Origin of the sequence: Pseudomonas sp. RIT778 (genome assembly GCF_019718735.1) — a bacterium.
In the GTDB taxonomy this organism is placed as follows: domain Bacteria; phylum Pseudomonadota; class Gammaproteobacteria; order Pseudomonadales; family Pseudomonadaceae; genus Aquipseudomonas; species Aquipseudomonas aphyarum.
Genome location: NZ_JAIHBA010000027.1, coordinates 1 through 17,233, shown reverse-complemented (window position 1 = coordinate 17,233; position 17,233 = coordinate 1). Strand labels below are relative to the sequence as shown.

The following is a 17,233-nucleotide window of genomic DNA, read 5'->3' as shown; positions in this document are numbered from 1 at the left end:
GTTACGACTGCGCGAGCTTACAAAGGACGACCGATGGTGTTGCACACGGTGGTGTTGTTGATGTCCAGGTTGTTGCCCGAGGTGTTGGTGATGAAGTTGGCGGTTACAGCGTTTTTCCAGGAATCAGGCACTGCGACGAACTTGTGAGCCTGAGTCGCGGCGTTGTTGCCCGGGATGCTGTAGTGCTTGGTCAGGAAGGCTTTGACGTCGGCGGCCACGGCGGCATCCTTGTAGCACTGACCGAAGATGAAGTTGGTGTAGGCAGCGAGCTTGTAACCCAGAGCCGGGTTGGCAACCACTGGCGACCAGTTGGCCGGGTTGGCAGCCTGGGCAGCGGTCGAAGGAGCGGAAACCGATGCCAGTGCCAGGTTGACGTTGGCCGAAGTCGGCTGAACACCGTTGACGCGGGCAACAACAGCGTTGCTGGTGGCATCGACACCGTCCGGACCGACGTAACCGATGGAGCCGTCAACTGCGTTCACGGCAGTGGCGACATCGGAAGTGTTGGCAACGCCGACCCAGTTCGAAGGCAGCGCGATGCCACCGATACGAGCGGCGGTGAAAGTGGTGTTGGTGGCGAACTGAGTCGGGCAGACGGCGTTCAGGTGACGGGTCAGGATTTCCGAAGTGCCGCTGGAAACGTTGCGATAAACAACGCGGATGGCGGTGGTATCGGAAGTGCCCAACAGAGCACCCCAAGTGGTTTTGGCGCCGGAGAACACGTCGCACAGTTGAGCGCTGGTCAGGTTCAGAGCGGTCTGACCGGCTTTTTTGTAAGGGATGGCAACCGAAGTGGCAACCGAAGGCAGTTGAATCAGCGGGCCGAACGAAGCGCCGTAGGTGCTGCTGTAGGTGCTGAGTTCCGAAGCGCTGAGGATCGAGTCGCTACCGGCGAAGTGCACAGTGCCAGTGGTGCTGAAGCCAGCCGGGTTGTTGGTCAGGAAAGCGGTCTTGCCACCGCCGCTGCCGATGGCTGCGTAGCTGAAGTTGGCTGGCAGGATGCTGTCGGACGAACCTTTGTACAGAGCGGCTGGCAGGGTTGCACCACCACCGGTAACGGCCATGGCTTGAGCGGAAGCCAGAGCGGCAACGGTCAGGGAAGCTGCGATCAGAGTGCGCTTGAACATGAAGAATCTCCTTTTCAACGTTGGTTGTGAACACAGGTTTTCAGGGGACTTGCATGACACTGGGAAGACTCACCGCCGACCTTCGCAAGCGGGGTCCGTGGTTAAGTCGCACTGAGAAATTCGCAGTTTCCGGTGACAGATAAAGGAAAAAACCTCGGGAGGTGCAGGCTGTTTTTCGAGGGATTTTCTCGGGTGTTTTCGCGGTTGTGCGGAGTGTCTGCGGCGGGCTTTTCGAGGGAATCGGCCACAGCCCTTGAAGGGCCGTTGCAGATGACAGAAAGGAGAACCCGAGGATGCTGTTTTTGGCGCTCGGGTGAGATCAGACGCCGGTAAAAAAGTTGAGAAAACTACTGCACCAGCTGATTGATCTCGATGATCGGCAACAACACCGCCATCACGATCACCAGCACCACCCCGCCCATCACCACAATCATCAGCGGCTCCAGCAACGCGGTCATGCCCATCGCCCGGCGCTCGATATCGCGGGACAGGGTTTGCGCAGCGCGTTCGAGCATCGGCGGCAGCGCACCGGTTTTCTCGCCGCTGGCGATCAGGTGAATCAGCACCGGCGGGAACACGTTCTCCACTTTCAGCGCTGCCGCCAGGTTGACGCCCTCGCGCACTTTGGCGGTGGCCTCATTGACGCTCAGGCTCAAGCGATCATTCGACAAGGTCTGCCGCGCCGCCTCCAAGGCCCGCAACAACGGCACCCCGGCGCCGCCGAGAATCGCCAGCGTCGAGGCGAACCGTGCGGTGTTCAGCCCCAGCACAAACCGCCCGATCAGCGGCAGCTTCAGCACCCGATGATGCCAGCTCAAGCGCGCCGCCGGATTGCGCAAATACAGGCGCCAGCTCCAGAACGCGCCGGCCATGACGCCCGCGCACAACCAGCCCCAGGCCCGGATGAAATCACTGGCATTGAGCATCGCCAATGTCAGCCCCGGCAGATCCTGTCGCGCCTGGGAAAACGCGCTGACCACCTGCGGCACCACATAACTCAGCAGAAAAATCACGATGCCGATCGACACCAGCCCCACCACGCCGGGATAGATGAACGCGGTGAGAATCTTGCCGCGCAGGTTGTTGCGTTCCTCGATGTAATCCGCCAGCCGCTCCATCACCTGCGCCAGATCGCCGGACTCCTCACCTGCTGCAATCAGCGCCCGGTAAATCTCCGGAAAATCCCGTGGCCGCGCCGCCAGCGCCTCGGCCAGGCGCATGCCGCTGCGCACGTCGGCACGCACGGCGCTGAGGGTGTGGGCGATGTGCTTTTTTTCGGCCTGCTCGACCGTGGCGCTTAGCGCGGCCTCCAACGGCAAACTGGCACCGAGCAGGCTCGACAGTTGCCGCGTGGCCCACGCCAGATCGTTATCCGACATCCTGGCGCCGAACATTCCACCGCCGCCATGCTGGGAGACGTTGCTTTCCTTCTCCACCGACAACGCCGTCAGACCACGACCGCGCAACACGCCAAACGCGGCGCCCTGACTGTCCGCTTCCAGATGCCCGGATTCGATCTTGCCGCTGGCATCGGCGGCTTCAAAACGATAGCGATTCATCAGGCGTCCCGTGTCACACGAAGGATTTCTTCAGGGGCCGTGGCACCGCTGCGAATCCAGCGTTCGCCGTCCTCACGCAGGCTGAACATCCCGGCCTTGCTCGCCGCCGCACGCAACGCCTGCTCCCCTGCCCCTTGGTGGATCAGGGTGCGGATGTCGTCATCGATGCAGAACAACTCGTGAATGCCGGTCCGGCCGCTGTAACCAGTGTGATTGCACGCGGCACAACCGACCGGGCGCCAGGTGCCGGGCGTGGCCGGGTCTTCCTGTTTGCACTGATTGCACAGGCGCCGCACCAAGCGTTGGGCCAGAACGCCGAGCATCGACGAGGCCAACAGAAACGGCTCGACGCCCATGTCGACCAAGCGGTTGACCGCCGACACCGCGTCGTTGGTGTGCAACGTCGCGAGCACCAGGTGACCGGTCAACGAAGCCTGCACCGCGATCTGCGCGGTTTCGAGGTCGCGGATTTCGCCGATCATGATGATGTCCGGGTCCTGCCGCAAAATCGCCCGCAACGCCAGGGCAAAGGTCATGTCGATCTTGGCGTTGACCTGAATCTGGCTGATGCCCGGCAAGTCGTATTCCACCGGGTCTTCCACGGTGAGGATGTTGCTGGTGCTCGCATCCAGCCGCGCCAGTGCCGCGTACAAACTCGTTGTCTTGCCGCTGCCGGTCGGGCCGGTGACCAGCACGATGCCGTGGGGCTGACGGATCAGGTGATCGAGTTTGGCCAGCACCTGCGCGTCCATACCCAGAGTTTCCAGATGCAGACGCCCAGCCTGTTTGTCGAGCAAACGCATCACCACCCGCTCGCCGTGACCGGTGGGCACGGTCGAGACGCGAATGTCGATCGGCCGCCCCGCTACGCGCAACGCAATGCGCCCGTCCTGCGGCAGGCGTTTTTCGGCGATATCGAGCTGCGCCATGATCTTGATCCGCGACACTAACGCACCGTGCAACGCCTTGCGCGGCGAGACCACGTCGCGCAACGTGCCGTCGACCCGGTAGCGCACCACCGAATGGGTTTCGAACGGTTCGATGTGAATGTCACTGGCCTCGTCCCGCGCCGCCTGGGTGAGCAAGGCGTTGATCATGCGGATCACCGGCGCGCCGTCCTGGGTGTCGAGCAGGTCGGTGATTTCCGGCATGTCCTGCATCAGGCGGTCGAGATCGACTTCGTTTTCCGCCGCACCGACCACCGCTGCCGCACTGCCGGTGTCGGCGTAGGCAGTGGCCAACAAGCCGTCGAGTTCGTCATCGCGCACCCGCTCAAGCCTGGCCGCGCCGAACTGCCGGCGCACTTCGCTGATCGACCAGCCCGGCGTCGACGGGCACACCGTCAGCACGCCGTCGCGCAGCAGAATCCGCTGCGCCTTGGCCCAGGCGTAAGGCAATGCGCTCATTGCAGCGGCACCGCTTTGATCGTCGCGCGCGGGCCGGACACCGGCGCCGGCACGCCTTGGGCAGTGGCCGGCAATTGCGGCGCCTGCATGTCGGGCATCGCCCAGCTGCGTTCCGGTTGCAGACCGCCCTGAGCGCGGCGCATAAAGTCGTAGCGGTTCAGCGTAATGCTTCGCCCCGCCGCGCTGTCGCGGATGATGTACGGGCGCAGGAACACCATCAGGTTGGTCTTGGTGATCGAGCGGCGTTCGTTGCGAAACAGTGCGCCAATCCCCGGAATGCTCGACAACCAAGGCACCGCGTCATTGCTCTGGCTGTAGCCGTCCTGCAGCAGACCGCCGAGCACCATGATCTGGCCGTCGTCGAGCAGGATGCTGGTGTCGAGCGCGCGTTTGCTGGTGACGATCCCCGCCGAATTGGCTGCCGCCGAGGCGCGTTCGTCGATGCTGCTGACTTCCTGATAAATGTCGAGCTTCACCGTGCCGCCCTCGGAAATCTGCGGCCGTACGTTGAGCTTCAAACCGACCTCTTCACGGGTCACGGTCTGGAACGGGTTGTTGCTGGTGCCTCCACCACCGGTGACGTAGCTGCCGCTGACAAACGGGATGGTCTGGCCGACAAAAATGCTCGCCGCTTCGTTGTCCAGGGTCAGCAGGTTCGGCGTCGACAGCACGTTGGTCCCGCCTTTGCTCTTCAGGGCCCGGGCCAGCACTTTCAGGTCGAGGATCTTGCCGATGCCGGGGATGTCGACGGTGCCGTTGACGTAGCCGAGGTTGAGGCCTTGCGGCAGCACATCGAGGCTGGTCTTGCCGTTGACGTTGATCCCCGAACCACCGAGGTTGGCGCCGCCAATCACGCCTTTGCCGCCGAGGTTGCCGGTCTGCCATTGCACGCCGAATTCGCTGGCATCGTCCTCGCCGACTTCGACGATCAGGCTTTCGATCACCACTTGCGCGCGGCGCTGGTCGAGCAGGTCGATGACTTCGCGCAGGTTACGGTACAGCGGTTCCGGCGCGGAAATCAGCAAGGTGTTGGTGGTCGCATCCGCCTGAATGGTCACGCCGCCAGCGCTGAACGCGACGTTCTGTTCGCTGCTTTGCGCATTGCTGCTACCGCTGGTGCCGCTACTGCCTTGAGCATAACTGCCGCTGGTGCTGCCGCTGTTGGTGGTCGAAGTCGAGCCGTTGGTTTGCGTACCGCTCTGGCCGTTTTGCCCGCCGCCCGAATTGGTGGAGCTGCCCATGTTGCTGAGCACCGAGCGCGCATTGTCGCTGGTGCCGCTGTCGCTTTCGCCGGTCAACAAACCGCGCAGCGCCTGGGCCAGTTTGCCGGCCTGGGCGTTGCGCAGATACACCACGTGCAGATTGCTCGGGTTGCTCTGGGCGTTGTCGAGTTTGTAGATCAGGTTACGCGCCAGCTCGGTGCGCTCGGGGCTGCCGGCGCGGATGATGATGGTGTTGGAGCGCGGGTCGCCGATCACCGCGATTTTCTGCGTCGGGTCATTGCCCGGTGCGTCGAGCAGGTCAGCGACCATCGGCGCGATGTCGGCGGCGATGCCGTTCTGGATCTGCACCACGTCGGTGTCGATGGCGCTCGGGGTGTCGATGCCTTGAATCAGTTGCGCGACCCGCGTCAGGTTTTCGGCGTAATCGGTGACGACGATGGTGTTGTTACCCGGATAGGCGTTGATCGGGTTGTTCGGCGACACGATCGGGCGCAGCACCGGGATCAGGTTTACCGCGTTCTCGTATTGCAGGCGGAACGTGCGGGTGAGCATGCCGTTGCCGGCCGGTTTGTCGGCGCTGTAGATCGGCCCGCCGAGCAACTTGGCGTCGGCCTCCGGCACCACCTGCGCCACGCCGCCGACGTCCACCACGCTGAAACCCTGCATGCGCAGCGCCGCCAGCAGCATGTCGTAGGCCTGATGCGCCGGCACCTGGCCTTCGGAGACCAGCGTCAGATTGCCCTTGACCCGTGGATCGACCAGAAACTGCTGGCCGGTCGAGCGCGACAACGCCCGCACCACCGCTTGAATATCGGCGTCGACAAAATTCAACGTCACCGGTTGATCGCCCAACGGATTGGCCGGCAACGTCGTGCCCCGCGCCGAGCCGCCACTGCGAGCGCGTTCGGTGATGTTGTGCAATTGCTTCGGCGCATGTCTTACCTGAGCCTGCGCACGCTCGCGGTCGAGCACCGCGTCGCCACTGCGCTGGGTGTTGGCCAGCGGCCGGCCGAGTTCGCTGTCCACCAGCAGCGGCGGTTGATTCGGTGGCGTGGTGTTGCTGCACGCGCTCAATGCCATCAATAGCATCGGCAACGCCATGCGTTTGGATCCTGACCCCTTCATGAAGCTTCCTTAGCGCCCAGCGCCTGATCCATGCGTACGGTGCCCGACAGAGTGCCGGCGGTGTCATCGGTCGCGGCGTCGTCTGCGCGTTGCAGACGGGCCTCGACCACTTGCAGTGAAAAATTCCGGGGTTGGCTCAGCAGCCAGTCGAGCACGGCGTCGGCAGGTGCCGCGTCGAAGGTCAACTGCCAACCGGCGGACGCGGCCGCCAATTGGTAATGGCCGCCCAGTCCGCTGGCCTGCAAGGTTTGCTGCAGCGACTGCTCCAGGTTCTGCCCGTCCGGGCGCACGCTGACATCGCGCAACAGCACTTCCAGCGCTTCGGCCTGGGCGCGCAATTTCGGGGTTTCGACTTGCGAGGCGGCGATCTTCTTCAGCGGCGGCTGAACCAACGCCACCCACACAAACAGCCCCAGCAACAGCGCCGCCATCCCGCCCACCATGCGTTTTTCCCGCAACGTCAACGGCTGCCAGCGGGCCTGCAACTGAGCATTGAAGCGCTGCCAACCGGCGCGGTATTTCGCAAGCGAGGGGCTATTCATCTTCGGCTCCGCTGCTGTCGTCGTTGTCGGTGGCGGCGGTCGCCTCGCCGGCCGGGCGCAGGACCCAGCCGTCGTCATTCGGGCTGATGCTGATGCCGGCCTGGGCCAGCGTGCCTTGCCAATCCTTGTCGTTGCCCGAACGCCGGGCCTCGGGCAGCAGACTCAATTGCAACGCGCCGTCGACAAACTCCAGCCGCTGCACCGTGCCCGCCATGGACGGCATGCCGCTGCCGGCCTGCGACACCAGCCGCGTGAAATCCTGACCCGGCGCATCCACCGCGCCTTGCTGGCGAGCCGCGATTTGCTGACGGGCCTGTTGCAGCGGATTGAGGATCACCGGCAACTCGGGAAACGCCTGCTTCACCCGCTGCGCCATCTGCGCCTTGAGCTGCTGGCCCTGCCCGGCCTCGCGCGCGGCGTACAGGTTCAAACCGATCACCCACACCGCCAGCGCCAGCGCACAACAACCGAGCGCCCTGCCCCAGCCACGATGTTCGGTGCCCGGTTGCTGAAGACCGCCGTGCAGGCCCCAGTTCGGCAACGGGCCGGCGTTTCGCTGTATGTCGGCCAATGTCGATTGCACCGCTTCCGGCGCGCCGTCACCGATCCAGTGCGCCGGCAGACCGGTTTCCAGCAGCCAGGCTTCATCGATCATCGGCTGCACCTGCGCCGCATTCGGACCGTGGCGCAGCAACAGATGATCGTCGTGCAGACAGCCGACACCGCCGGCCATCACCGGCAAGCTGTAGGCCGCCGGGTACAGGCCTTTGAGGTTCAAACCGAATTGCCCGAGGTGCTGCAAATCCTTGCGTGCTACCCAGGCAATCTGCACTTGGCCGCTTTCATTACGAGCACTGTGGGCGATGTGCATCTCGGCGCTGTCACCGAGCATCAAGGCCTGCGCCGCACATTGAACAGCTGCAGCGGTTTTGTTCGCGGGCAGCGGCGGCAGATCGATGCTCGCCAGCAAGCTGTCCGACGGGTGCAGAAAACACACCAGCGGTTGCTTCGGCAGCGCGCCGAGCCGCACGCGTTCCTGGCGAACGACCTGCCCCTGACGATCCAGCCAAGCACAATCCAATTCACTGTCGAGACTCAGCTCCGCCAGCGGCGGCAAACTCACGCGCAACTGGCTCATACGCCCACCCGCGACCAGATCACTTGCGGCAACCGATCCTGACTGCGATGCAACAACGCATCGAGGCTGACCCGCCGCTGATCGCGCCGCGCCTGCCCGCGCAGCCGAAACCAGTCGCTGGTGATGCCGACCTTCACGCTGGTGATCTCCAGTTGCGGCAAGCGCAGACGATTGACGAAATCCCCACGATTGATAAACCAGCGACCGGCGTCACGCTCATTGATCAACGCCTGTGCCCGCTCCAGCGACAACCCCGGCACATAAGCCGCCAGCACCGGCGCCGTAGCGGTGTTGCCGTTGAGCCAGGTGGTCGCCGGAATCACCGTCAGGTACGGCGCCAATTTCGCCAGCACCGCATCGTTGACCCCGTCGACACTGCGCAAATCCTCAAGCGTGCGCAGCATCGGCAAGGTCGGCGGTTGCGGCTTGCGTGACGCGGACGGCGACGTGGCGCGCCCGCTGTCGAACGTGTTTTTCGCCACAGGCTTGTCCACCACTTGGGCATTCAACAGGTGCGGATAAGAGCCGATCACCCGCTGACTGATGCGCCGGCTCAAGCCGCTGCTGACACCGATCAACTCGCACAAACGCTCGAACGCCTGCACCTGCGCGTCATCGATCCGCTCGTTGGCCACCAGATTGCGCAGGTTGAACTTGCCCTGCTCGTCCTCCAGTCGCCCCTCGAAACCCTGAGTGTTCAACAACTGCGCCCAAGGTTGATCGAGTCGGGTCAGCGGATCGCGCTGCCGCGCATCCCACAACAATTGCCGACTGATCTCCAACCCGCCGTGTAACACCCAACGGCCCTGCACGCGCAATTGTTCGGCTTCCAGCGCCCGGGTCGAAACGCTCTGGCGCGTCAGCATGCCAGCGGCGATCACCGCGACCACCGCCGCAATCAGCAGCGCACTGATGATCGCCATCCCCTGCTGGTTCGATTGGCTGTTCATGACCGGCCTTACAACTGCCAGGAACCGATGTCGGCATTCACGCCATCGCCGTCAGGCTGGCCATCGGCGCCGAGGGAAAAGATGTCGATCTCGCCGTTGGCACCGGGATTGAGGTACTGATAAGGACGACCCCACGGGTCATTCGGCAGGCGCTCCAGGTACGAGCGCCAGTTGGTGTTCTTCGCATCGGCCGGCCGCTCCACCAGCACCTTCAGGCCCTGACTCTGGCTCGGGTAAGTGCCGTGATCGAGGCGATACAGCTTCAGCGCCTGCATCAACCCGCCAATGTCCTGCTTCGCCGCCGTCGCCCGCGCCTGATCCGGCCGGTCGAGCACTTTGGGCACCACCATTGCCGCCAGAATCCCGAGAATCACCACGACCACCATGATCTCGATCAGCGTAAAACCCTGCTGCCCACGGGGCATCCGGCTCGGTCGACTGGGCTGTTTGAATTGCGCGATATCCATCTCGTCATTCCCTGGCTTGATTCGATTCGACGCGCAGTGTTGCAAGAAGATATGTCAGGGATGTTGAAAATCCTCGGGTGTTTTCGTCGTCAAGCCGTCAAGCACGGGCGCTAGCGTCAAGGGCCGCCCGACCGCCCGAGCCCCCGATGCGCACCCCCTCCCCACAAGCCGGATTCACCCTGATTGAAGTGCTCGTGGCCCTCGCGATCATCGCCGTGGCCATGTCCGCCGCCGTGCGCGTGGCCGGGTTGATGACGCAGAGCAGCGGGGTTTTGCGGGATCGTTCGATTGCGATGATTGCGGCGCAGAGTCGGATGGCGGAGTTGCGGCTGGAAGGCAAGATGCCGATGGGCATGAAAGCGCAGGATTGCGATCAGGGGCGGTTGATGCTGCGCTGCGAGCAGATCATCTCCGCAGCGGAAAACGGCCGCTTGCTCAAGGTTGGCCTCCAGGTCTTCGACCGCAGCCAGGAAGCGCCGGCACTGGCGAGCCTGGAGACGTTGCTCAGCCGCCCGGAAAATCCTTAGCCCTAGCCCCCGAAATGGTCGGCCTCATCGATGGAAAATGAATCAGCCGTGGGACATTTCCGACACCTGTCTAAAAATCTAAACCAACTTGCACATACCGCGTTGAATCCATAATCAACTCGGTTTCTCAGGTCGATGTAGAGCGCAAGACACCTCGGTCGGCCCCCTCTCCCTCCGGGAGAGGGCTGGGGTGAGGGCCGCTCTTGACCCATCCGTTTAACGCACCCAAAAACCCCGTTTAAAAGACACCCACCGTTACTTCCTCAAGGCTACACAACCTTGCGTCATTACCTACGACTACGCCAGAATCCGCCGGCTTGTGCGTCTAATGCGCGGGTCTTATCGTTTCCGGGTCGCTGAAAACCAGTGATCGGGTTTGGTAGCCCGCACATGAGAGTTGCACAGCATCACCATTCGCGGCGTCGTTTCGTCTCGGCTTTATGGTGGTCATGCACAGGGCACCTTCGGGTGCGCCGGGTTCCTCATGTGCCGGTCTACCAACCTGAGCATGGCCGCCACCTTCGTTTGGTAGCGAATTTGGATGGCCTCCCTTTTTGAAGCATGAGGAGTTTCATCTATGTTCAAACCGACACCCAATCCCCCCGAAACCGATCCGGTTTCACCCTACAAATTCCCCGACTCCCGAACCCTCAACGAAGCCGCCGAACGCGCCCTCGACCACTACCTTACCCCGCAACAACGCATCATGGGCAGCCACCACAAACACGACCCCATGTACCTGGCCAACCCGGCTTACAACACTGAATCCCTGCTCGCCAATGCCAGCGAATCACTGGGATCGGCAAGCGAAATGCTCAATAACTTCGCTGCCACGCTGGAGCCTGCTCATCGCAAGACTGCGATCGGGATTGCGCAGTTGGTGATGTTAAGTGAGTTGGCGGTGAATCAGGCGTTGGATCATGTTGAGGTGAAGACGTGATCGGCTGAGCGCCGTAGCCCAGCAGCCGGAAAGAAAATGGCCGAGGTTGTTAGACGTAACTGACGACCTCGGCCAAATGAGCATTTCTATTTTTTGCGGCACATCTCGACGTCATACTGAGTCTTCAGGTCCGTGTCGATTCCTAAGCAGTAGAAAGGGGACGGATCTATTTTTCAAAAAAATTGATTCGTCCCCTTTCGCTTGCCCCAACAGACGTAAGCGTCCGGCGAACACATCCCCCTGAAGCTAATAGGGGGCCATCGCCTCCATTGAACCGAAGCAGTAGTGGTTATGCGGAATCTGTTCTCTGCATAATGACTGACCGGCCATGTTTAGGGTGCTTGTCATGCCAGCCTCCGCTGATCAAAACTCCGCTGTCGTTTTATGCGCAGCGTCCAATAACGACCTGGAAGATCTGGTGGCCATCAGGATTGAGGCCATGCGCGAGAGCCTGGAACGGCTTGGACGATTTAACCCAGAACGTGCGCGCGAACGATTTGTTGCTGGGTTCGACGTTAACAGCACTCGCCGCATAGAAGTATCAGGTGATCTGGTCGGTTTTGTCGTAATCAAAGACCACCAGAACGAACTTTTGCTTGACCACTTGTATGTGGTACCCAGTGCTCAGGGAGCAGGAATCGGCTCTGAAGTTCTTACTCAGATTTTCAGAGAAGCTGATGAGATCGGGCGTCCCATCAAGGTCGGTGCTCTCAAGGAAAGCGCTTCAAATCGTTTTTACAATCGCCATGGTTTCGTGTTCGTCGAAAGCGGTGAATTCGATAATTATTATGTCCGGGCTAGCGGTAATGCCCTTAATTTGGGCGACTAGGCAGATCTTGATACGCCGCCTCGTCAGATGTTGCACCTTTAGATGGACATAGGGGATTGATCTATTTTCTGGAAAATAAATCTGTCCCATTCTTCCTCATTTGCAGCTTCCAAAAAGCTAAACTACTCTGAATTAAAGACAGACAATCCATTACCTTTATCGCTTGGAATTAGTTCGTGAAAGCATATCTCGATACCAACATCCTAAGGCAGCTGAATAAAATTCCAGAAAAAACGGGGTTAGAGTTGATATGTTCCCAACTCGGAATCATGGAGCTGATTTCCGGGATGACATCTGAAACTGAGTTTCTCATACGCAAATCTGCACTTGGCAACATAAAATCTCGCAACATCTCAATAATCTGGGAGTCCACACTCACATTGCAGTCAAAAGCATTCGCCTTGGATGTTCCTGACTATGACGTCCCCGCCACACAGATGCTCATGGATGCGCTGATACAGACAGAAACTTTCGAAGAAGCAAAAAAAATTGGAATTGACCATGGTGGAAATACTTACTCTATCGCCACATTTATTGATTACGACAACATGCTGGTGGATGATAGTTTAGACGCTTTTAGTGGAACATTAAAAATCTCCAAAGAGGATCGCAAAACTCTTAGAGATCAGCCTTACTGCGCGCACATTATCGATGACTATGCAAAACTTATCGCGAGCGAGTTCCTCCAGAAGTACGGAGTGGAAAAATCTAGTGATAGGTATGCAAAATCTATTGAACACTTTAATAAATTTGGCTCCTTAAAAAACTATTTACGTTGCCTCGCGTCCTACACGCTTGATGCAATGGAGGGCGGTGGCCCATCTGGCAAGAATGACGGATTTGACATTGCACATTTGGCTTATGTCGACGACATTGATTTTTTTGTATCTAATGACAAAATATATCGACGCCTAAAAAAAGATCTTTACTCCGTGAAGTTCATAACATTTGATGAGTTTGCTTGGCATTTTTTTAGAAACTAGCATGCCGCAAAAAAACGGTTGGCATTAAAGGGGACTAATTTATTATACAGGAAATAAATCAGTCCCCTTTTCTACCCGGTTCGAATACCGGTAATAACGGCGGCATTTTTCAGGAACAAGGGCCACGCGGCGGTAAGCGTCCTAATTACGCCACTGTTCCTGACAATACGCGCTTACCACCAACCAGCCGTCCGGACTCAACATGGGTTCCTACCCACAGAACTCCAGATAGCAAGCGTTAATCTGAAGTAACGAAGGCTCCACCTGAGCATAGGTGGAGTCTTTTTCTTCGGTAAAAATTTAGTGCATGAGTGCTCACAGTTGGTCGGAAATCGATTATGGGCCATTGCAGTGCTTTTACATCGACTCCTACCGACTTCACTTGATTACCAAGTCCATGGTTGCTCAGTCTGCCCTATGAACTTCGAACCATGCAGGAACGTATTACGCTCCTGCGTAGTGGTCAACGCAAATCGGGCCCAATGCGAATGGGCGATCACGTTCAAATCCTGTTGCCACTGCTGCTTGATTTCCGGCTCTTGAATGTTTCGCCCTTCAAGGACCTCTTCTGAGAACAAATCTACAAGCTCAATGGGGATCGCACTAGCCGTCCCTAGACGAGATCGTATGTTTACCGAGCAAAGCTCCACGACCAATCCGGCAATGCCTTTTTTCATCAGCTGATGAAGCACTCTAAGCTTTCCACTTGCAGCGAAATTTGTTTTTTTCAGCAGGGTGTTATAGCGCGGCTTGAAATAATTGATCAACGCCGCCTCTGCCAGAGATACCACCTCATGTCGCCTCAACTGGACATCCCTAAGACGATCAAAATGGGCAGAATCTTGAGCATCAGTGGCCTGAGTTTCCACATTGAAGTCGCCTCCATTGCTGATGATTGTCTTCCGGTGCTCGAACCGATAAAGCAAAAGTAATACCTCGCGCTCGGGGGAGTGTGTCGAGTTCTCGGCGAGAATCTGCTGAAACTTGGTATGCGATAACAAGCGATTCAACGCCGTCAACGTATTCGTTCGTCCGATGCTCTGGCCAACATAGAGAACTTCCATATCCGTGTCGGGACGCGTCAATTCACTTTCGGCAGCTGCAACGATCACGCTCACGGCAATTATCTGGTCCCCTTCAGAAGTCATCACGACCATCGATGATCCGTTCGGCGCAACGGCGATACTTAAAATCTCTGCGGCACCAGCAACTGTTGGAAGAGTAATCTCATAAGTGAAGGGAACCACCGTCATCCCGCATTCGCGCAATACCAAAAAATCACCCGATACGAACGATCCATTAAGAGATAGATTTCCAGGGTTTAGGTAAATGCGATGACGACTGACGATAAGATAAATGTTAGAGCCCGCAAGCGCAGCCTTATGAGTTGGATTGTCCTTTATATGATAAAGATCTGCAGGCGTCAGCATCGATGGAAGGCTCGAGTAAAGATGGGTTGCCCCTTCCATTGAAAAGAGCCTTATAGTTTCACTAAGATCGGTCACGCATTGCTCCTGTTAGGCGCATCAAAAAAACTAGAGCCATTTCCTTTGCCTCAGCTAAAGCTAGACTTGCTCCAATAATTCAAAATGTAGCGAAAGCCCTTTTGACCGTAATCTTAACTTTCCTAATTAGCAACATGTAAATACTGCAAGAATAGCGTGCACAAAAAACGCAAGTTTATCAAATCCTTCTAACAGATCTTTTTGAAAGATACATGAATGAAGAGTTACAGCAACGATTGCAGGAGCCCATGCTAAAATCCTTAGCACTAGTAATGAGCTCCTAAGTTTTTTCTCGTTCGCTGTTAAGGCGCTTATAGAATCTTTTATGTAGTTCCTTAAGTCCTCTGGATACTGATGCGCTTTTTGCTGATGAGATGTAAACATTATCATTCGAGAATGTTTAATGCGCTCATATTGCAACTTCTGCGCTGCTAAGGTTTCGGCTAACAAAGCAGAGGTTATTAAAATACCCAATACCAAAATTGAACTTTCTAAAACGCTTTCGGCTTTTGAAATTGCAATGACGACAGCCAGCGAAATCGGTATGCTCAGAACTTTTCCGCTGATATCACTTACAACCTTCGACATCTGGTCAGCGACTGTTAACTGAGCATTTGCAACCTCTTGCTTTGCCTTGTGAAAAGAAAATCCGCTAAGATAGGTAGATAGGTTGTTGCCATACAATATTAGAAACTGTGACCATGTGGAAATGAGGAACTTGAAACGTTCTTTTCCTCCAAACTGGCCTGCCAAATACTCAATTAAAGTTGCCCGAAAAATAGATCTCTCTTTGAAAAGCTGGGGGCTTTCTTCTAAATTACTCATTTGAAGACTGTCGACCAACTCTGTGCTTATCTCAAAATCTAGCAACTCGCGATCCAAGTATGGATAAAGCGTTATTGCGCGCTCTCCTTTTGCTAGGTCCTCAGCAACAAATACAAGCTTATATTCATCACTGGACTCTTTTTCATCGTGAAAATGTGCCAAGTCAGCTAGGTAAACGATTAGGCGACATAAAGCATGAAGAGTCTTTATCCGATGATCGAGAGGCTCTTCAGAAGACAGAATATTTTCATCTATTATGTAAAAGCTTGTTGGCACCTCCGTTCGAACGAAACTCTTTGATCGAGCCATGAGCTGATCAAAATTTTTAAAAATTGGCACTGTGCCCGATGTGTCAAGTACGAAGGAGAATTCGATTGTTGACCACGCAGAAGAAGCATTGAAATCAGAGGGATTTACATCAACGCTATCAATAAGAAATTCATCAAATCGGCCAGCATTTGAAGTAATTAGTTTTTCAGCTGCAGAATTGATTTCTGGATTGAAGACAGAAGTTCTAAAATCAAATGCGTTAGCCCTCACGAGAGCAGGACGACCAAGCAGTCGATATGCCTCGGCAAATTTACTTACATCTACCATGGCAATTACTCTGGCTCGGCAGCATCTCGTTTATCCGCTATGGCTTGACGAATGACTTCAATAGCGCTTTCCGAAAGATTGTTGATGATTAGTTTTCGATCTTGTTCAATAAAACGGATTTCAGCATCCACACCCTCGCCTAAAGAGTTTCGATCAAACTTCAACTGCCAGTTGTCTGCCTTGTAAACCACGTGAGTGTACTTATCAAGTGTCACCTTGCTAATAGGAAACTCAACGGGTACTCCAACGGCTTCACTATTGAGGTGCCCTGTAAACTCAACGGCCAATTCATCGGCCTGACCTTCCAGTTCTGCCGGAAAAAACTGGCGAGCAATTGCTTCAACTTCCGAGAGTTTGACAGATTGTCCAGAATCTCGCTGACGCTCTAGATATCTCAAAATCTCATCTTTAAACTGAATTCTTTTGTCGCGTAGATTAGGGCGCTCTCTAAAAAACTTTACGCTCTCAATTATAAGATTTTTTGTAGCAGCCGCTGAAGCAGTTCCTACTGCACAGCCCAGTGCTGTTACAAAATACCCTGCAGCAGACCGTCCTGCGCTTTGGCTAAGAAAACTAAGATAATTGAGTTCTTGCTTAGCTTCCGCGTCCGCTAAGCCATGCTCTTGATATTTATTAAAATTAATACGAGCCGCGTGGTACAAACTACTCAAATCCAGTTCAATCAATTCCTCAGGCTCAAGATTTTCATTAAGCCTCAAACCATCACGCTTTTTAAGCATTGCAATTAACAAGAAGCGTCCCTGGTTGTTTTCGTAGTCTACGAATAAAATATACCCCCCAGAAGATACAGTAGTCTTTTTCGCTGCGGCATGAAGTTCTGCCATAGCGGACTCAGTGACTTCTAGAAAAGATTTTTCCGAAATGGCAATTTTAGAGTAAGCATCAAAGTCAATAGGAAAATCGCTCGCAGTTTTTTTTGCGAAGATCCCATAGTGCGTGGCGTTATTTTTTTTACCGTAAATTGATGTCGCACCGACTATTAACTTGCTAACGGCTGGCTTGTCTTTATTCAGTACAACCTTTCGGATATCAGAAGCTTGAATATCTTTAAATTGCTCTTTTATTAGCTCATGAACAACTGCGAAATTAACTTTTACGTCCATGATACTTCCTTGTTTAAATTATATTTGAGATCCTGAATCTACATCATGATATTAATATGCCACAAGAGATTTTTTGTCATCAATGTTCACTTTATTACTGTATGCATATACAGCGTAAATTGCAATTACGGTGGTGTCACGAGTCGATGAACGGTGGTGTACGCCTTCGAGGCTATGTATTCCAAGAGGGCGATCATCAATCGATGAGGCCACTATGCTCCCATCGGTTTTTTAGGTGCACCCAGAATTCGCAAATGACAGGGCTCTTTTCCATGCTTGTTACTGTCCGAAAGCGGGCATAACCGCCTTCATTTCGTATCATTCACGGCCTAACCAACCTAGGCATCTCCACCCCCTCCCCCAACC

At 56.1% G+C, this 17,233-nt stretch carries 15 protein-coding genes; 4 read left to right on the top strand and 11 right to left on the bottom strand.

Annotation, left to right across the window (positions count from 1 at the left end):
* Window positions 1-17: 17 nt before the first annotated feature.
* The 8 genes from K5E37_RS19260 to gspG all read right to left on the bottom strand — a co-directional run bounded on the left by K5E37_RS19260 (window position 18) and on the right by gspG (window position 9,537).
* On the bottom strand, window positions 18-1,127 hold the full coding sequence (locus K5E37_RS19260; RefSeq protein ID WP_085603129.1) for a substrate-binding domain-containing protein: 1,110 nt from the start codon (window positions 1,125-1,127) through the stop codon (window positions 18-20).
* A gap of 347 nt (window positions 1,128-1,474) precedes the next feature.
* Entirely contained in the window at window positions 1,475-2,686 is a 1,212-nt protein-coding gene (gene gspF / locus K5E37_RS19255) for a type II secretion system inner membrane protein GspF (RefSeq protein ID WP_221534855.1), read from the bottom strand.
* Window positions 2,686-4,092 (bottom strand): type II secretion system ATPase GspE, encoded by a 1,407-nt coding sequence (gene gspE / locus K5E37_RS19250; protein ID WP_085646839.1) that lies wholly within the window; start codon window positions 4,090-4,092, stop codon window positions 2,686-2,688. The genes gspF and gspE overlap by 1 nt, the downstream gene beginning before the upstream one ends.
* The gene (gspD, locus tag K5E37_RS19245) at window positions 4,089-6,440 is read right to left on the bottom strand and encodes a type II secretion system secretin GspD (RefSeq protein ID WP_221534854.1); all 2,352 of its coding nucleotides are present in this window, start codon (window positions 6,438-6,440) and stop codon (window positions 4,089-4,091) included. The genes gspE and gspD overlap by 4 nt, the downstream gene beginning before the upstream one ends.
* A complete protein-coding gene (gene gspM, locus K5E37_RS19240) occupies window positions 6,437-6,982 on the bottom strand; it encodes a type II secretion system protein GspM (protein WP_221534853.1) in 546 nt (181 codons plus the stop codon). The genes gspD and gspM overlap by 4 nt, the downstream gene beginning before the upstream one ends.
* The gene (gspL, locus tag K5E37_RS19235) at window positions 6,975-8,120 is read right to left on the bottom strand and encodes a type II secretion system protein GspL (RefSeq protein WP_221534852.1); all 1,146 of its coding nucleotides are present in this window, start codon (window positions 8,118-8,120) and stop codon (window positions 6,975-6,977) included. The genes gspM and gspL overlap by 8 nt, the downstream gene beginning before the upstream one ends.
* Window positions 8,117-9,070: a type II secretion system minor pseudopilin GspK gene (gspK, locus tag K5E37_RS19230; RefSeq protein WP_221534851.1), complete on the bottom strand. Its 954-nt coding sequence runs from the start codon at window positions 9,068-9,070 to the stop codon at window positions 8,117-8,119. The genes gspL and gspK overlap by 4 nt, the downstream gene beginning before the upstream one ends.
* Before the next feature lie 8 nt (window positions 9,071-9,078).
* On the bottom strand, window positions 9,079-9,537 hold the full coding sequence (gene gspG / locus K5E37_RS19225) for a type II secretion system major pseudopilin GspG (protein ID WP_085610505.1): 459 nt from the start codon (window positions 9,535-9,537) through the stop codon (window positions 9,079-9,081).
* A gap of 146 nt (window positions 9,538-9,683) precedes the next feature.
* Between gspG and gspI the strand changes: the two genes are divergently transcribed.
* From gspI to K5E37_RS19205, 4 genes are all read left to right on the top strand, one after another.
* Window positions 9,684-10,064 (top strand): type II secretion system minor pseudopilin GspI, encoded by a 381-nt coding sequence (gene gspI / locus K5E37_RS19220; protein WP_221534850.1) that lies wholly within the window; start codon window positions 9,684-9,686, stop codon window positions 10,062-10,064.
* Between the two features lie 577 nt (window positions 10,065-10,641).
* The gene (locus tag K5E37_RS19215; RefSeq protein WP_011333718.1) at window positions 10,642-11,004 is read left to right on the top strand and encodes a DUF6124 family protein; all 363 of its coding nucleotides are present in this window, start codon (window positions 10,642-10,644) and stop codon (window positions 11,002-11,004) included.
* A 346-nt stretch (window positions 11,005-11,350) separates the two neighbouring features.
* Window positions 11,351-11,833, top strand: a complete 483-nt coding sequence (locus K5E37_RS19210; RefSeq protein WP_221534849.1) for a GNAT family N-acetyltransferase — start codon at window positions 11,351-11,353, stop codon at window positions 11,831-11,833.
* 176 nt (window positions 11,834-12,009) lie between these two features.
* Window positions 12,010-12,816 carry a hypothetical protein gene (locus K5E37_RS19205; RefSeq protein WP_221534848.1) on the top strand — a complete coding sequence of 269 codons (807 nt, stop codon included), beginning with the start codon at window positions 12,010-12,012 and terminating at the stop codon, window positions 12,814-12,816.
* Window positions 12,817-13,202: 386 nt separating this feature from the next.
* Here K5E37_RS19205 and K5E37_RS19200 read toward each other — a convergent pair whose 3' ends face one another.
* The 3 genes from K5E37_RS19200 to K5E37_RS19190 form a co-directional block, all read right to left on the bottom strand.
* Window positions 13,203-14,321: a hypothetical protein gene (locus K5E37_RS19200; RefSeq protein ID WP_221534847.1), complete on the bottom strand. Its 1,119-nt coding sequence runs from the start codon at window positions 14,319-14,321 to the stop codon at window positions 13,203-13,205.
* 126 nt (window positions 14,322-14,447) lie between these two features.
* Window positions 14,448-15,743 (bottom strand): hypothetical protein, encoded by a 1,296-nt coding sequence (locus K5E37_RS19195; protein WP_221534846.1) that lies wholly within the window; start codon window positions 15,741-15,743, stop codon window positions 14,448-14,450.
* A gap of 5 nt (window positions 15,744-15,748) precedes the next feature.
* Window positions 15,749-16,867: a nucleoid-associated protein gene (locus K5E37_RS19190; RefSeq protein ID WP_221534845.1), complete on the bottom strand. Its 1,119-nt coding sequence runs from the start codon at window positions 16,865-16,867 to the stop codon at window positions 15,749-15,751.
* Between the last annotated feature and the right edge of the window lie 366 nt (window positions 16,868-17,233).

Bases quoted from the DNA above. Each gene is read 5' to 3' on its own strand.
- gspL (WP_221534852.1), bottom strand. From the start codon at position 8,120: ATGAGCCAGTTGCGCGTGAGTTTGCCGCCGCTGGCGGAGCTGAGTCTC.
- K5E37_RS19260 (WP_085603129.1), bottom strand. From the start codon at position 1,127: ATGTTCAAGCGCACTCTGATCGCAGCTTCCCTGACCGTTGCCGCTCTG.
- gspM (WP_221534853.1), bottom strand. From the start codon at position 6,982: ATGAATAGCCCCTCGCTTGCGAAATACCGCGCCGGTTGGCAGCGCTTC.
- gspE (WP_085646839.1), bottom strand. From the start codon at position 4,092: ATGAGCGCATTGCCTTACGCCTGGGCCAAGGCGCAGCGGATTCTGCTG.
- K5E37_RS19190 (WP_221534845.1), bottom strand. From the start codon at position 16,867: ATGGACGTAAAAGTTAATTTCGCAGTTGTTCATGAGCTAATAAAAGAG.
- K5E37_RS19210 (WP_221534849.1), top strand. From the start codon at position 11,351: ATGCCAGCCTCCGCTGATCAAAACTCCGCTGTCGTTTTATGCGCAGCG.
- gspD (WP_221534854.1), bottom strand. From the start codon at position 6,440: ATGAAGGGGTCAGGATCCAAACGCATGGCGTTGCCGATGCTATTGATG.
- gspI (WP_221534850.1), top strand. From the start codon at position 9,684: ATGCGCACCCCCTCCCCACAAGCCGGATTCACCCTGATTGAAGTGCTC.
- gspF (WP_221534855.1), bottom strand. From the start codon at position 2,686: ATGAATCGCTATCGTTTTGAAGCCGCCGATGCCAGCGGCAAGATCGAA.
- K5E37_RS19215 (WP_011333718.1), top strand. From the start codon at position 10,642: ATGTTCAAACCGACACCCAATCCCCCCGAAACCGATCCGGTTTCACCC.
- gspK (WP_221534851.1), bottom strand. From the start codon at position 9,070: ATGAACAGCCAATCGAACCAGCAGGGGATGGCGATCATCAGTGCGCTG.
- K5E37_RS19195 (WP_221534846.1), bottom strand. From the start codon at position 15,743: ATGGTAGATGTAAGTAAATTTGCCGAGGCATATCGACTGCTTGGTCGT.
- gspG (WP_085610505.1), bottom strand. From the start codon at position 9,537: ATGGATATCGCGCAATTCAAACAGCCCAGTCGACCGAGCCGGATGCCC.